Raw genomic sequence first — 14385 nt, 5'->3', positions numbered from 1 at the left:
TTTCTTTGTTTTTCCTATAGCAAACGTAAAGATACAATCTTACTATTACGACAACGTCGAGAGGGGGCACTGCCGTGTCCGGGTTTGTTCATTGTTCAATGAAAAAGGGGGTCTGGGGGAATCCCCCAGCCATGTTTTTTCCTCTCTGTGTTCTCTGTGACTCTGTGGTGAAAAATCCTATTCCGAAATTCCTTCTTAATAATGGCTATTGCGTAAGGTCAGTGATAACTGGTCACTGATAAAGTGGTGGTGAAAAATTCGGAACATCGCGTAAGATCGATAATAATAATTACGGTGATACCAATTCTCGGTGAAAAAGTCATAAATTGGACTCAAGATTTTTGCGTAGAAAAAAGCGCGGAGATCGCCGCAAACATTGGTGTGTTAGCAAGATCGAGCGCAAAATTCTACGCAAAAAGATGAGGATGAATTTATGAACTTTTTATCGAGAATTGGTATAATATGGGAAAAGTAAAGAGTGTATGGTATTGTTCTGAGTGCGGCAACAAGCAACACAAATGGTCGGGTCAATGTCCTCAATGCGAGTCGTGGAACACTTTCGTTGAAGAAGCTGATGTCTCTCAGCATACTCCCCGCTTCGAAGCACAGCGCATTAAAGGAGCGCGTCCTATACTCATCAAAGACGTCGTTGACAAAGCCGTTCCTCGCCTTACTACTGGCATCAAAGAATTCGACGATCTTCTTGGTGGCGGCATCGTCCCTGGCTCGTTATCTCTCGTCGGTGGCGACCCTGGTATTGGGAAGTCCACCCTTCTCATGCAGATATCCCATGCTCTCGCCGTAAAAGGTCTAAAGGTGTTGTACGTCTGTGGTGAAGAGTCTGTTGAACAGACGTCGATGCGCGCTCGTCGCCTTGGCGTCGACAGCGACAACTTATACCTTCTTAACGAGACGAATTTCTCCCATATAAAAGCTCAGATCGATGCAATAAAGCCACAGATACTTATCGTCGACTCTATACAGATCGTCTACAAGCCGGAGATATCGTCAGCTCCAGGGTCAGTAACACAAGTCCGCGAGACGGCGATGGAGTTCATGCATATCTCCAAAGGATACACCATTGCGACGCTCCTCATCGGTCATGTTACGAAGTCCGGCGAGATTGCAGGGCCGCGTATCCTGGAACATATCGTCGATACCGTATTATATTTCGAAGGCGACAAACAGCAGAACTACCGTCTCGTTAGAATAGTGAAAAATCGCTTCGGCGCCACCGACGAGATAGCGGTCTTCCAGATGACATCACAAGGGCTGATAGAAGTCCCTAACCCTTCGGAGATTTTCCTCGAAGAGCGCCGCAAAAAGACGACGGGCTCGGTGATAATACCCACCCTCGAAGGTTCACGGCCTATCCTCGTCGAAGCACAGGCGCTAGTAACGGGAAGCAGCGCCTATGGCACACCCACAAGGCGTTGTGCTGGCATCGACCAAACAAGGATGGCCCTTATGCTCGCCGTCCTTGAGAAACGTGTAGGCTTCAAATTCCACGAACGCGATGTCTTCGTATCGATAGCTGGAGGGATAAAGATCCTAGAACCTTCGGTAGACCTCGGCGTCCTTCTTTCGATAGCATCGTCGTTCTGCAATAGGGCCCTTCATCCTGAGATGGTCGTCGTCGGAGAAGTAGGTCTCGGTGGCGAAATCCGCAGCGTGCCAAAGATAGAACAGCGCATAAAAGAAGCTCTGCATATGGGTTTCACGCAATGCGTCATACCAAAACGCAACCTCAAAGGTCTCAGCGATGCGATACAGAAAGGTGCAACCATCACCGCCGTCGACAACGTCGAAGAGGCAATAAAAGCTACGATACGATAAAAAGTTCGGAGTGGGAATTTCCTACCACGGAGGCGCGGAGTGCACGGAGAAAGCAGGATTTTTGCCACAGAGGACACAGAGGAACCACAGAGGTTTCACAGAGAAAAAACATAGGGTCATTGTCATGCGCATATTTTCAGGGAAATTTCGTGGTAGGGTGTTAAAATCTCCGAAGGATGCCGATGTAATACGTCCTACGCAGGGGTATCTTCGTGAGGCAGTTTTCAACATATGCCAACACTCTGTTGAAGGTGCTGAATTTCTCGATCTTTTTGCTGGGACGGGAGCTATTGGCTTTGAGGCGTTGAGCCGCGGAGCAAAACATGTCACCTTCGTCGACAGCAGCCGCGAAGCGATAAAATATATAAAAGAAAACGCACGAATCCTTGGCGTCGAAAAAAATGTTACCATCATCTATGGCGATGCTTTTAAGACGGTGGCGAAGCTTGCGAAAAGAGGCATGAAGTACGACATAATATATATCGACCCGCCATATGCCAAAAAAAAGCATCACGACGCTTCTGGAGAGATATATTCTGGCGATAAAGCCCTCATAACCGCCGAAGACAACGGCCTCATAGCACCTTCAGGGACCGTCTTCGTCGAAGGACCACGAAGCGGATGGGATGACAACATCGATATCAAAACGCTATCGCTCGAAAGCTCACGGTCTTTCAGCGATTCCGCGTTACGACATTTCAAGAAGTTAAAAAGCCCCCCTGCTTTCAATATCTCCGCCTAAAAGATGTTTCTTCGAATCTGGCTGAAAACATGGCGCTAGCATGCTTTTTTCATACTGTGCTCTTTCAAACGATGCATAAAGTTTTCTTCCATCATAAGGTTGAAATACCCCATAGACAGCCGAAGCCTCTAATCCGACAACAATAAAAGGATGGGTGGCAATCTTTAATAAATCCTTACCGGCATTGCATGCCCTTGCTTTAAGGCAATATTTTTTCAATCTGCCTTTTGAACACCAGAAATGCGATAAAGTAGCTAATTTTAATGCTCGAGAAGCAACGGAACCAATGAGAAAAATACCATGAGCAGGAAGTGTCGCAAAGATTAAGGTGTAACATTTAAGCCGTACAATCACTTTCTGTTCATTAAGATACAACCGTCCGGTGCTTTCATCAATCCGATATTTAGGAACTCCTGGGTTTTCCTCAAATTGTGGGCCGTCTATATCAACTTTCCATTTGTTAATAGGCTGGAAATCTCTTGCTATTAGTGCTGGTATAGGCTGAAGATCTGTTAGAGTTACTATATCTGTATTAACCATGTCGTTTTAATGGGTTATTTTTAAAGTGTAACATTATACCATATTACGACTAAAATTTTACAGCCCTAAAATAACAACTTATTCGAACTAATGGCACGATTAATGACAGGGTGTCAATATTTGTTAACGCCCAATGGCACGGAACCATTATATTCCGTGCAGCGGAATATTACGGCGCGTTTTACCGTGGTGCCATTGGCTATGAAGAGTGTTTTGGCGTCGATAAAATCTATGCTGCTAAAATATGGTGATAGCAGTTTTGTATAATGATCGACACGCGGCGTTACATCGTCGGTGACATCTCGACCATTTTCAATTAAGACGAAGAAGCCATCGTTGCCTGTTTGTTCGTCGTCCATTCCTGGCCAGAAAGAGTACTGATTTTTTCTTGCGTTTCCGACGTTGAAAAAATACGCCCTCTTCTTATTTTTTGCATAGAAACTCATGATACTCGTCGTCTGGTATTTCTCTGAGAAGAGGAAGTCTTTGTCGGGGTTATATCCTGCCTCTTCTAAGGCGCCTTCGAGTTTATCCCATCCCATGCTATGCTGGAAGCCATTATATTTATATGGTATCGTTATGACGTCATATTTTTGTATGGCAGGGATCGCAAGGACAAAAAGCGTGAAAACCACCGATAATGCGATGCCGGCGAAGAACCATTTTCTCGCTGCTTTAGCTCTTTCGAAGACATACCAGCTCATAAGGACGAATGCTGTAGGGTATGCGAAGATAAACCAGTTGCCCTGAACCTTACTCATAAAAGAGCGTGCTATCGCTAGTAATAGTAATGAAAGCGTCGTCCATCCGCAGAAAAGTATTGATAGCGGTGTCTCTTTTCTTTTGCGCACCATATGAACAAGAGCTAATAGCATTACGACGAAAAGTATCGGCGAAAGGATTCCCGCCTGTGTGCCAAGAAATTCTGCTGTATTACCCGCAGCGCCTCCGCCTCCTCCAGATCCTGTAATCTGTCCATATACGTGTCGGAATGTCGCCCACTCGTTAGAAGCGTTCCATATTATGCTTGGAACGAGTCCAAGGAGCGATACTACCATACCTCCTAGCATCCTTTTCGTCCTGAGGATTGGATAGCACAATGCGAAGACGACGATCATACCCCACAGGTAGTATATCTGTGGCCATTTAAATATAGCGCCGAACGCTATGAGGAACCCTACCACATGATATTTTGGTCTGTGGTCGTAACGCAGACAATAGCACAGATATGCACACGTCAGCAGCCAGAAGAGGATGAAACCACCGTCTGTAGCGGCGGCGAACGACGATATAAACCCCATCGGCGAGAATGCTATAGCGATACCTGCCCAGAAAGCGACTTTTGCTTTAACACCACAACATCGTGCTGTAAAATATGTCGAAAGTGATAGCAAGGCGCTTATTATTACGGCGAAAAAGCGTACTCCCATCTCGGTGTTTCCAAAGATCTTACAGCCCGCCCATATCTGCCATGCTATCCCTGGGGCTTTGCTATAATACCCGATGTCGAGGTTGCGGCTCCACAGCCAATATTGCACTTCGTCGGGGTTAAGGTCTATGGAAGTAAAGTTTATCATCCATATCGCCCAGAATCCTTTAATTACTACTATCAATGCCAGCGCCGTCAAAAACCAGACGCCACTCCTGCGCTCCTGCAATGAATCCATTGTACACACCCTCTTAATTATTGATGTTACGCGCTACCGAATTTTTACCACAAAGTTTCCCAGGGTTCTATGCCGCTCCTGCAATAAAAAATAACAAGCCCCAATTTTTTCACCACAGAGGCACAGAGTACACAGAGAGGAAAAGGGGCGGGCTAGGGGTTTCACCCCTAGAACCACGAGGATTTTAAAAAGTTTACAGTTCACCATTCACAGTTTACCGTTCAAAAACGGGGGTCTGGGGGAGAATCCACCAGCCGGTTTGTTTTTTCCTCTCTGTGAAACCTCTGTGGTTCCTCTGTGTCCTCTGTGGCAAAAATCCTGCTTTCTCCGTGCACTCCGTGTCTCCGTGGTAGAAAAATCCTACTCCGAACTTTTTACATATAAAATCAGTTAGTTATACAAAAAAGCCAAGGTCACAACAATATTGTTGCCCTGGCTTTTTACATACATGCGAATCTTATACAGAAACCATTATTTCTTTTTCTTCGATGCTTTCTTTTCTTCGCTGACGTCGATTTCTATCGAGATATCAGGCTTGACACACACATGGCCTATTATTGTAACGCCATCATCGACGCTCAACGACCGCGCTGTTATATCGCCATGAATCTGTGCATCGCCACGAAGCTCTATACGCTCTTCGACTTCTACGCTTCCTTCGACATACCCTTCGACAATGACTTCATGCATCTTAAGGTTGGACTTCACCACACCTTTAGGTCCTATGATAAGCTTACCGTCGGAGATGAGTTCACCTTCGAAAGTCCCATCGACACGAAGATATCTCTTGAAATTCAGCGTGCCTTTAAAGACAACACCTTCGCCAAGCGTGGTCTCTGGCTCTTCATCGAAGTTATCAGGATGGAATGATGGCGATGATGGCAATGCTGCGATCTTCTCATTCCAGTCCTCTTCGCTAGAAAAGTCATCCTCAGAAAGGGAAGTATATTCTTGCTGCATCATCGACGGTATCGACATGTTTTGCTGCTGCCTCTCCTCGAAAGAAGGGCGCTGCGGAGCGTCTTGACGAAGCTCCTGTTGCTCTACAGCGGTAGAAGTATAGACACTAGCACCTTGCTGCTGTATCGGCTGCTGAGGTTCATTATGTTGAGACGGCATAGGCCTCTCTTGTTTTTGATGGCCTGATGATCCCATATCTTCTCTCTCGTTATAGTGATTTATCATCTCTTTCTCGAATAAACTTTTTGTGTACTTCTTAAACATACATTAAGTAACCTATATTATCGTATATATAATCTCTATTTTATGAAAAAGTCAACATCAACACGATAAAAAGTATGTTGTCTTATTTTTTTTACCCTACGTACTAATATTCCTGCGAACCATCTCAACCTGTCTTTTGAGCATATTGTCCTTCTCAACCTTGGACTCTATATTTTTACAAGCGTGTAATATCGTCGAATGCGTCTTACCAAAAGACGCCGCCAACATCATAAGAGACTCGTTTATCATCTCCCTAGCAAGATACATGGCAACCTGACGAGGTAGGGCGATATCCTTGGTGCGCGTGCTTCCTTTTAGGTCGTTGACACGAACCTGGAACACCGCAGAAACGCTCTTCAAAACCTGCTCTACGGAGATCTTCTCCTGTGGAGCATGGCATAGCATCTGGCTCAGCGCCATCTCAACAAGCTCTTCGGTGATGTCTTGGTTTAGAAGACGACAGTGTGCGCTTAGCTTATTTACCGCGCCTTCAAGCTGACGTACGTTGCTGAATATATGCTCTGCTATGAAGAATGCTACATTACTCGAAAGTTTCATGCCCTTCTGCTCGGCCTTATATTGTAATATTGCAACGCGCGTCTCAAGGTCAGGGATACCAACATGGGCGACAAGGCCCCACTCCATCCTCGCAACAAGGCGCTCCGAAAGCTTCAGCTGTGATGGTGGCTTGTCGCTCGTTATCACAATCTGCTTGTTCTGGTTGATAAGACTCTCGAAGGTATTACAAAACTCTTCTTCGAAGTTTAGCCTGTTCTGCAAGAACTGTATATCATCGACAAGCAACACATCAAGGCTACGATAAAATCTCTTCATCTTATCAACGGACTTATTACGAAGGCTGTCGACAAGGTCGTTGATAAATGCTTCTGTAGTAATACATTGCACGCGAAGATGCTTGTAGTTCTTCTGCACATGATGCCCTATGGCATGAAGAAGATGCGTCTTACCAAGTCCTACACCACCATGCATAAATAAAGGATTATACGATTTGCTCGGGTTGTTCGCCACTCCCAGCGCTGCAGACTTAACGAATTGATTGGCAGGGCCTTCGATGAAGTTATCGAAAATATAAAAATCATTGAGCTTCATAACATACTTAGGCTCTACTGACACTGGAGATGACGACGATATCGTCGGTGCAACAGCCTCGCGCTTCTTAGGAGCAGCAATGACAAACTCTATAGCAGGCTCTCCACTAGAACGTACAGGAAGAAAACTACAAAGCTCGCTCTTGTAATTCGAAAGTAAATAGTCCTGAACGAAAATATTAGGAACCTCAAGGGTAACAAGCTCAATGTCTTCGTCAATAACAACGATAGGATCAAGCCAATTACGAAACGCCGTATCAGAACAGCGTCCCTTCATATATTCAATAAATTGTCCCCAACATCCAGCAATCTCACAAGCGACCATACAAAAGGCTTCCTTTTTCCGAGGTTATGAACAACGTTTCCACAATGTATTGTGGGCGCATTTTCTCTTAAATAACGATGAAAACTTTAGCACGTCGATCGTTAGCCTGCAAGAAAATTATCACAAAAAAAAGCATCCTTTCCGTAAAACATTGACCCTAAGAGAACAACACTGCAAAAAATATTTTTTTGAATACTTTCCCTGCCGCATTGTTCATAACATGTTTATGGTGAAGATTTTATTATCATACCGCTATATCCCTGCCACTATGGAGTTATCAACATAAAAAGAAAAGCGGATAGAAAAGAAAAGCGGATAGGAATAGCGTGGAGCGTATAGCATGAAAGAAATTCGGAATATAATTTTTCTTCTATACGCTAGCTATTTCCTGGTGTTATATATTCTAGCATTACCATTGTGATATCGTCGGACTGTGGTTCTTCTCCGGCGAATGTTTTAACGCTTTCCAAGACATTTTCGACAGCGTCTTTAACATTTAATTTTTCATGTTCCATGTTTTGCATTGTTTCGAGGAGTTTCGCTTCGGAATATTCTTCACCTTTTGTGTTGAAGGCTTCTGTTACGCCATCGGTGTAGAGGTATATTCTATCTCCTGGCTTCATTGTCAATTTTTCGTTATGGTATATAGCATCGGGGTCAATACCTATAGAAACTCCTGGTTTCAATGCAAGGTATTCGACACCCCCTTTCTTATTTATTATTATTGGAGGGTTATGTCCTCCGTTGGCGTATGACAGTTCTCCGGTTTTCATATTGAAAATGCAGAAAAGCAGAGTAACGAACATACAAGTGTCGTTACCATCAGATATTTGTTTATTAATTTTCGTGAGGATATTTCTGGGGTTGTGTCCTTCTTCGCGTGCTATTGTTTCGATAAGGGTGTTGCTTACTGCCATGAATAGTGATGCTGGCACTCCTTTTCCAGAGACGTCGCCAATGAAGAAGCATAAGTTGTCATCATCGAGCATGAAGAAGTTATAGAGGTCTCCGCCGACTTCTTTTGCTGATTTCAGTATTGCATATAGATCTATTTCTTCTCTTTCGGGGAATGCCGGGAAGATTTTCGGTATCATACTCATCTGTATTTCGTGAGCGACATTGAGCTCGCTTTCAATATGTTCTTTAGCGGCTGTAGTATCTGTAAGTTCTTTAATATATTTTTTAAGGTCGTCTTTCATAGTGGCAAAAGAGTTATATAGAATTCCTACTTCATTCTTTGTTTCTCTCTTTTCTATTTGTATATTGAGGTTTCCTTTTGCGAGCTCTTTGGTTTTTGTCACGAGTTTACGTATTGGCGTCGTTATTGCTCGTGAGATTAAGACGATAAAGAATGCCAATATCATTGATCCAATGATACCTATTATTATCATTGTCTTTGTAAGCTTTGTCACCCCTGCCATAAGTTCTGCTTTTGGGAAGAATATACTAAGAGACCATCCTGTTGTTTCCAGAGGGATATATGCTAACCATCCATCTTTTTGTGTTACCAGGCTTTTTCTTGGGACGAAGGCTTTTTCGCCTCGCACCATATCTTTTCCTAGCGTGCGTAGTTCATCGTCGCCCAGGTTTTTTGCTATGGTGAATATTGTCTCGTTACTCACCCACTCTTCATTAGGGTGTACTACCATCATACCGTTACTTGATATCAAAAAGCTATATCCCGTCTCTGCTATCTGTATTGACGAAACCATATCTCTAAGCCATCCCAAGGAAACGTCTGTGGCGAGGATGCCCATAATTTTCCTTTCCCCGTCTATTGTTTTATATAATGGCACGGAGTATGTCGACATAACGACATTTCCGCCACCATCGCCAGCATCAAAGTATGGTTCGCTCCACATCGGTTTTTCTAGCTCTAATGGTATCTGGTAATAGTCGCGATAATTGTATAGATATTCATAATCACCCTCTTCCTCTCCTAAGTACTCGTACTCTTCTTCATCTTCGTAGTCTTCTTCAGAATCCGCGGCGTCTTCTTCGGCCTCTTCTTCAGAATCATCGTATTCTTCTTCTGGGGCATATGGATCATCTTCAAAGTCATCTACAACCTCACCATCTTCGCGATATGAATATGACGAGAAATAGTACCTATTAGGGTGGAAGGCATATGGTTCATATGATGTTGAGAAGCCAAAAACTCCTGGGTTATTTACTGCGATGCTTCTAAGAATCTGATTTTGCTGTTCGTTTTCGAAGAAACCGTCGACATCTTCAAGAAGATCTGCTGCCGTCTCTGTTATTGTCTCGAACTTTTGCAATATGGCATGTATTTCATTAGCAGTGCCTTCGATGATATCATTGGCGTTTTTCTCTATTCCGTTGACGACGATTTCTCTCGAAACCCAGTAATTATATCCCAAGATGGCGCTAAACAGTATCATCACTGTTGTTATAACAGTAAAGATAAGACTTGTCATTATGCTTTTATTTTTCAACATCGCTATTAATTCCTATATCAGATTTATATCAGCTAGCCTTCACACCATAAAAACCTTATGGCGAAGGCTGGGCCTCAATCATTGGTTTAAAGAATTCTTTATATTCCATACTATTAGTTATGATGCCTTCTTCTTTCATGGCATCTACAACACGGCGGTAATCTTCTTCACGAAGTTCTCCCGAGATTTCATTGCTATCGCCTTTTATGATCTCTTCCATGCGGTCGAGCATCCACTCTTGATGTACTCTACTAGCGGGAATTTCTTCATCTTCCATATACATCATAATGATATCGATTGCTTCTTCTTTATTATCAAAAGCATATCTCCAACCTTCTAGCGATGCCTTTACAAAGGCGTCGCACATATCGCTATCTTCTTCGTATAGATCTCCGCGGGTATAGATACCATCTTCTGGGAGGTCAAGGCCATAGTCTTTAAAAAAGAATGTCGTAATATCTTCTGGGTCATATCCCGAGTTTATTATGGTATCGTATTCGTTATACCACGTCGCCGTTGCAATATCGACACCGTCGCGCAAAAAGAGATTTACTGTAGTGCCTTGCATGATAACATCAACATCGAGACCATTCTTAGCGATAAAAATCCGTGGGGGTGCCTCATAATCTTTTGACCATATGCTCATCTTTTTGCCGTTGAAGTCTGATAGCGTGGAAATTCCCGACTCTTTTTTCGCTACAAACATAAGCGACGACTTCTGAACGATCTGTGCTAGGTTTACAAAATTATTGTCGTTATCGTTTTCTTTCAATGCCGTCGGCAGCCATGCTGTGATAAAATCGACTTCCTCCCATACAAGATAATCTACGGCGAATTCATCGGGTGTAGCATAAAATATCTCGACATCGAGGCCATATTCTTCATATATCCCGTTTTCAAGAGCAACATAGTACCCAGCAAACTGCGCCTGCGGAAACCATTGCACCATAAGGGACGTGCTGATAAGGCCCGATTCTTCAGAGTCGCCTTCAAGCTCTTCTTCGGCGTCGTCTTCAGGCTCTTCCTCATCGATTTCGTCAGCGTATTCCTCATCGGCCTCGTCGGCGTATTCCGTATCGGCGGCGTCGGCGACGTCGACATTAATGTCGACGACCTGCTCCGTGTCGGTATTGTCGGCGTATTCTACGTCTGTTTTGTCAGCGTAGCATGGTGCCATCAATAATGACGCCATAATAATAATTAGGGAAAAGTATGCTTTCATCATATTTTGATATGTTTTATAGTTTAAGTTGATAAACATTACGTTACACCCAAGGTTTAAAAAATGACAACGAAAAAATTTATACCTTATGCTCATCATAGTATTGATGCCGAAGACATCAAGCAGGTTAATGACGTTCTTACTAGTGGCGTCATCACTAGGGGCCCTTATGTCGAGAGCTTCGAAAATGGTATCGCCGAATATTGTGGCGCTCGCTATGCTGTAGCCTTTAACAACGGGTCTTCGGCGCTACAGGCTGCGTATTATGCCGCAGAAATCACAAAATATGACACGCTAATAACCTCACCAAACACCTTCGCTGCCACGGCGACGATGGCGATACGTTCCGGCGGGCCTTCTCCAACATTCGTTGACATCGACGAAACCACAGGAAACATCGACCTAGACGCTCTCGCCGAAAAACTTATGATACCATCGTCGCGAGGAAAAAATATCGTTGTGCCCGTCCATTTTGCTGGGCTTCCTGTCGACATGGAACGTCTTGGGAATATGCCGTTATCTCCCGACGACATCATCATCGAAGACGGCTCTCACGCTTTGGGTTCCTCGTACGAAAAAAACGGACCTCTTGTGGGTTCTTGTGTCTATAGTGATATGACGGTATTCAGCTTCCATCCAGCGAAGACAATAACGACTGGGGAGGGGGGGATGGTTACCACCAACAACGAAGCTATGGCACAGCGCTTACGTCTTTTCCGTAATAATGGCATCGTCAGAGATTGCCCTGACAGTCCTGGTCCGTGGTATCACGAGGTCGTCGATGCCACTGGCAACTATAATATGACCGACATCAGCGCTGCCCTTGGCGTCAGCCAGCTAAAAAAGATAGACCTTTTCATAAAAAAACGCCGTAAGATAACTTCGTGGTACCACGAAGACCTAGAAGGCGTAAAGAATCTTTCTTTTTTAGAAATCCCCCAAGAGAACACCGTATCGCCACACCTCTTCGTCGTTAAGATCGACTTCGAAGCATGCAAAACAACGCGCAAAGCTGTAATGGAGCGCCTCCATGACGAAGGCATTGGGTCACAGGTGCTATATATCCCTTTGTACCAGCAGCCTTACTTTAAGAATATCCTCGGCGATATATCAACGGACTTCCCTAACATGGAACGGTACTATTCACAGACGCTAGCATTACCGCTGCACTGCAACATAGAAAGAAGTGATGTATCAAGGATATCGTCTACAATAAAAAAAATTCTGAATGCAAATTAATGCTCAATGATCACTGATCACTGATCACTGGTCACTGGTCACTGAATTATCGGTATGCCATAGCGAGAGCTTGTGCTGTCGTGGCGATTTTAGCATCGTCGTGGACGACGAGGGAATCGATAATTTTGAAGCCTTCGTCTTTAGAGCCTATCTCGAGAAGAGCTTTAGCTTTATTAAGGTGTGTAACGGCGTGCTGTTCGTCTAGGGAAAGCGCTTTATCAAAGACTTCAAGAGCCTTTTGAGGATCTCCAATCTGAAGATATATTGCTCCAAGGGTTTGGAAGTTATACGGCTCGTGAGGTTCTAAAGCCGTTAGCGCCTCGAAAAAAGGCTTGGCGATTTCATATTTCCCCTGCCTTATATATGAATATCCTGTTATTTTAAGGTCGTCGAGCTGCTCTTCGTCCCATCCCAGCACCTCACACCAATCTCTATGTTTTTCATTCATAATATGTTACCCCGCTAAATATTACCCTGCTAAAAGTTCTGCTACTCTTCCGAGAATGTGCCCTTTCCAAGAATTAATTTCGTCTAGCTGCTCGAAACAAGAACATAATGCACTCTTCTCTTCTTCCTCTTCTTCCCTTCCTTCGCCTTCTTCGCCTTCTTCGTCTGACAAAGACGAAAGGTTTTTAAGCTTCAAGTAATCTGCTGCTTGTTTTTCTAGGGTCCCTAAGCTTGGTGCCGCGCGATAGCTTATAAACGAAGGACGTCGCTGCGAATAAAATTTTCGTGGAGGCATAAACATCGCCCACGGAGCATTGCTGGTCATCATACCGAAAAGCATGTCGAGCTCAAGAGTGCGCGGGAAGGTGTTGACTACCGACATCTGTGAAGGAATAGATCCTGCTTCTGATATACGGTACTGCTCATTAACGCTCTCAATAAGGCGTGTTCGTTGGGCATATTCTATATGTACTTGAAACGGCAGCTTATAAATATTTTCCATATATAATAATCCTTTGTTATGCTCCTACAGTATTATTGTAGCAAAAAAATCTTTTTAAGTAAATGAAAACATTCTCTCATTGTCGTTGCAAAAAAGTATATATAACACCATAATCGTGATTATGAATGAGTTACATATACCAGTATTGGCAGAAGAATTTCTACATTTTTTTCGCGAACGACACATTAATACGTTCGTAGACGGTACTCTAGGGCTTGGAGGGCACGCCTCAGCAATACTAAAAGAACACGAAGAGATAAAAACATTCGTAGGTATTGACGAAGATCGCCACGCCTTATCTATTGCCGAAAAAAATCTGTCTGCCCACAAAGAACGTATCATGCTGATACGCAGCAATTTCCGCGATATGAAGGCGGCGGTAGAAGACCATGGCATCGATGGTGTCGACGGTATATTCCTAGATATTGGTGTATCGTCGTTACAACTTGACGATGGTTCTCGTGGCATGAGTTTCTCTCAGGAGGGCCCTCTTGACATGCGCCGCGACCCCTCTATGCCTCTTACTGCCAGCGAGATAGTGAACCGCTGGACAGAGAAGCAGCTGGGAACGATATTCCGTGAATATGGTGAAGAGCCACGATGGCGTCGTATTGCGAAAATTATTGTCGATGGTCGTAGGAAGAAAAGGCTTATTACTACTACCGACCTTGTCGAGTTATTATCGCCACATCTTCCACGTTTGGGCCGAAAGAAGATAAGTCCTATGACGTTAGTTTTCCAGGCGCTGCGTATTGCCGTCAACGACGAGCTTGGCGCTTTAAAAGCCGTCATTCCCGATGCTATTGCGTTGTTAAGTCCCGGTGGGCGTCTTGGCATCATAAGCTTCCACAGCTTAGAAGACAGGATTGTTAAAAATGTTTTCCGTCTCGCTGCCAGCAAACATTCCACTTCTCCTGACATCCCTGACATCGTCGTTGAAGAAAACCCTACCGTTACGTTATTAACAAAAAAACCTATAGCGCCTTCTCCTGAGGAAATAAAGTCAAACCCACGATCTCGCAGTGCCAAGATGCGTTTTATTGAAAAGCTCGGTGACAAAAACAAATAAGGTG

Annotated in this window: 12 protein-coding genes; 4 read left to right on the top strand and 8 right to left on the bottom strand. The window is 44.1% G+C overall.

Annotated elements, in window-relative coordinates; translation table 11 throughout:
- Positions 1-462 precede the first annotated feature (462 nt).
- A complete protein-coding gene (gene radA, locus HN980_01690) occupies positions 463-1836 on the top strand; it encodes a DNA repair protein RadA (protein ID MBT6928197.1) in 1374 nt (457 codons plus the stop codon).
- A gap of 124 nt (positions 1837-1960) precedes the next feature.
- A complete protein-coding gene (gene rsmD / locus HN980_01685) occupies positions 1961-2578 on the top strand; it encodes a 16S rRNA (guanine(966)-N(2))-methyltransferase RsmD (GenBank protein MBT6928196.1) in 618 nt (205 codons plus the stop codon).
- Here rsmD and HN980_01680 read toward each other — a convergent pair.
- The 6 genes from HN980_01680 to HN980_01655 all read right to left on the bottom strand — a co-directional run bounded on the left by HN980_01680 (position 2543) and on the right by HN980_01655 (position 11127).
- Positions 2543-3118 (bottom strand): hypothetical protein, encoded by a 576-nt coding sequence (locus tag HN980_01680; protein MBT6928195.1) that lies wholly within the window; start codon positions 3116-3118, stop codon positions 2543-2545. The two genes, rsmD and HN980_01680, sit on opposite strands and share 36 nt — an antisense overlap.
- A 113-nt stretch (positions 3119-3231) precedes the next feature.
- Positions 3232-4785: a hypothetical protein gene (locus HN980_01675; protein ID MBT6928194.1), complete on the bottom strand. Its 1554-nt coding sequence runs from the start codon at positions 4783-4785 to the stop codon at positions 3232-3234.
- A gap of 471 nt (positions 4786-5256) precedes the next feature.
- Positions 5257-5763, bottom strand: a complete 507-nt coding sequence (locus tag HN980_01670) for a polymer-forming cytoskeletal protein (protein MBT6928193.1) — start codon at positions 5761-5763, stop codon at positions 5257-5259.
- 342 nt (positions 5764-6105) lie between these two features.
- Entirely contained in the window at positions 6106-7443 is a 1338-nt protein-coding gene (gene dnaA, locus HN980_01665) for a chromosomal replication initiator protein DnaA (protein ID MBT6928192.1), read from the bottom strand.
- Between the two features lie 377 nt (positions 7444-7820).
- Positions 7821-9902 carry a SpoIIE family protein phosphatase gene (locus HN980_01660; protein ID MBT6928191.1) on the bottom strand — a complete coding sequence of 694 codons (2082 nt, stop codon included), beginning with the start codon at positions 9900-9902 and terminating at the stop codon, positions 7821-7823.
- 55 nt (positions 9903-9957) lie between these two features.
- Entirely contained in the window at positions 9958-11127 is a 1170-nt protein-coding gene (locus tag HN980_01655; protein MBT6928190.1) for an ABC transporter substrate-binding protein, read from the bottom strand.
- Between the two features lie 60 nt (positions 11128-11187).
- Here HN980_01655 and HN980_01650 point away from each other — a divergent pair, with 60 nt between their 5' ends.
- A complete protein-coding gene (locus HN980_01650) occupies positions 11188-12363 on the top strand; it encodes a UDP-4-amino-4,6-dideoxy-N-acetyl-beta-L-altrosamine transaminase (protein ID MBT6928189.1) in 1176 nt (391 codons plus the stop codon).
- Between the two features lie 46 nt (positions 12364-12409).
- Here HN980_01650 and HN980_01645 read toward each other — a convergent pair whose 3' ends face one another.
- On the bottom strand, positions 12410-12811 hold the full coding sequence (locus tag HN980_01645; protein MBT6928188.1) for a tetratricopeptide repeat protein: 402 nt from the start codon (positions 12809-12811) through the stop codon (positions 12410-12412).
- A 21-nt stretch (positions 12812-12832) separates the two neighbouring features.
- Positions 12833-13312 (bottom strand): DUF5399 family protein, encoded by a 480-nt coding sequence (locus tag HN980_01640; GenBank protein ID MBT6928187.1) that lies wholly within the window; start codon positions 13310-13312, stop codon positions 12833-12835.
- 121 nt (positions 13313-13433) lie between these two features.
- Between HN980_01640 and rsmH the strand changes: the two genes are divergently transcribed.
- Positions 13434-14381, top strand: a complete 948-nt coding sequence (rsmH, locus tag HN980_01635; protein ID MBT6928186.1) for a 16S rRNA (cytosine(1402)-N(4))-methyltransferase RsmH — start codon at positions 13434-13436, stop codon at positions 14379-14381.
- Positions 14382-14385 lie beyond the last annotated feature (4 nt).

This window comes from Waddliaceae bacterium (assembly GCA_018694295.1).
GTDB lineage: Bacteria > Chlamydiota > Chlamydiia > Chlamydiales > JABHNK01 > JABHNK01.
This window is presented reverse-complemented; position numbering and strand designations above follow the sequence as displayed.

Excerpts from the sequence above, each read along its gene's own strand:
- radA (MBT6928197.1), top strand. The coding sequence starts at position 463 with ATGGGAAAAGTAAAGAGTGTATGGTATTGTTCTGAGTGCGGCAACAAG.
- rsmD (MBT6928196.1), top strand. The coding sequence starts at position 1,961 with ATGCGCATATTTTCAGGGAAATTTCGTGGTAGGGTGTTAAAATCTCCG.
- HN980_01680 (MBT6928195.1), bottom strand. The coding sequence starts at position 3,118 with ATGGTTAATACAGATATAGTAACTCTAACAGATCTTCAGCCTATACCA.
- HN980_01675 (MBT6928194.1), bottom strand. The coding sequence starts at position 4,785 with ATGGATTCATTGCAGGAGCGCAGGAGTGGCGTCTGGTTTTTGACGGCG.
- HN980_01670 (MBT6928193.1), bottom strand. The coding sequence starts at position 5,763 with ATGTCGATACCGTCGATGATGCAGCAAGAATATACTTCCCTTTCTGAG.
- dnaA (MBT6928192.1), bottom strand. The coding sequence starts at position 7,443 with ATGGTCGCTTGTGAGATTGCTGGATGTTGGGGACAATTTATTGAATAT.
- HN980_01660 (MBT6928191.1), bottom strand. The coding sequence starts at position 9,902 with ATGTTGAAAAATAAAAGCATAATGACAAGTCTTATCTTTACTGTTATA.
- HN980_01655 (MBT6928190.1), bottom strand. The coding sequence starts at position 11,127 with ATGATGAAAGCATACTTTTCCCTAATTATTATTATGGCGTCATTATTG.
- HN980_01650 (MBT6928189.1), top strand. The coding sequence starts at position 11,188 with ATGACAACGAAAAAATTTATACCTTATGCTCATCATAGTATTGATGCC.
- HN980_01645 (MBT6928188.1), bottom strand. The coding sequence starts at position 12,811 with ATGAATGAAAAACATAGAGATTGGTGTGAGGTGCTGGGATGGGACGAA.
- HN980_01640 (MBT6928187.1), bottom strand. The coding sequence starts at position 13,312 with ATGGAAAATATTTATAAGCTGCCGTTTCAAGTACATATAGAATATGCC.
- rsmH (MBT6928186.1), top strand. The coding sequence starts at position 13,434 with ATGAATGAGTTACATATACCAGTATTGGCAGAAGAATTTCTACATTTT.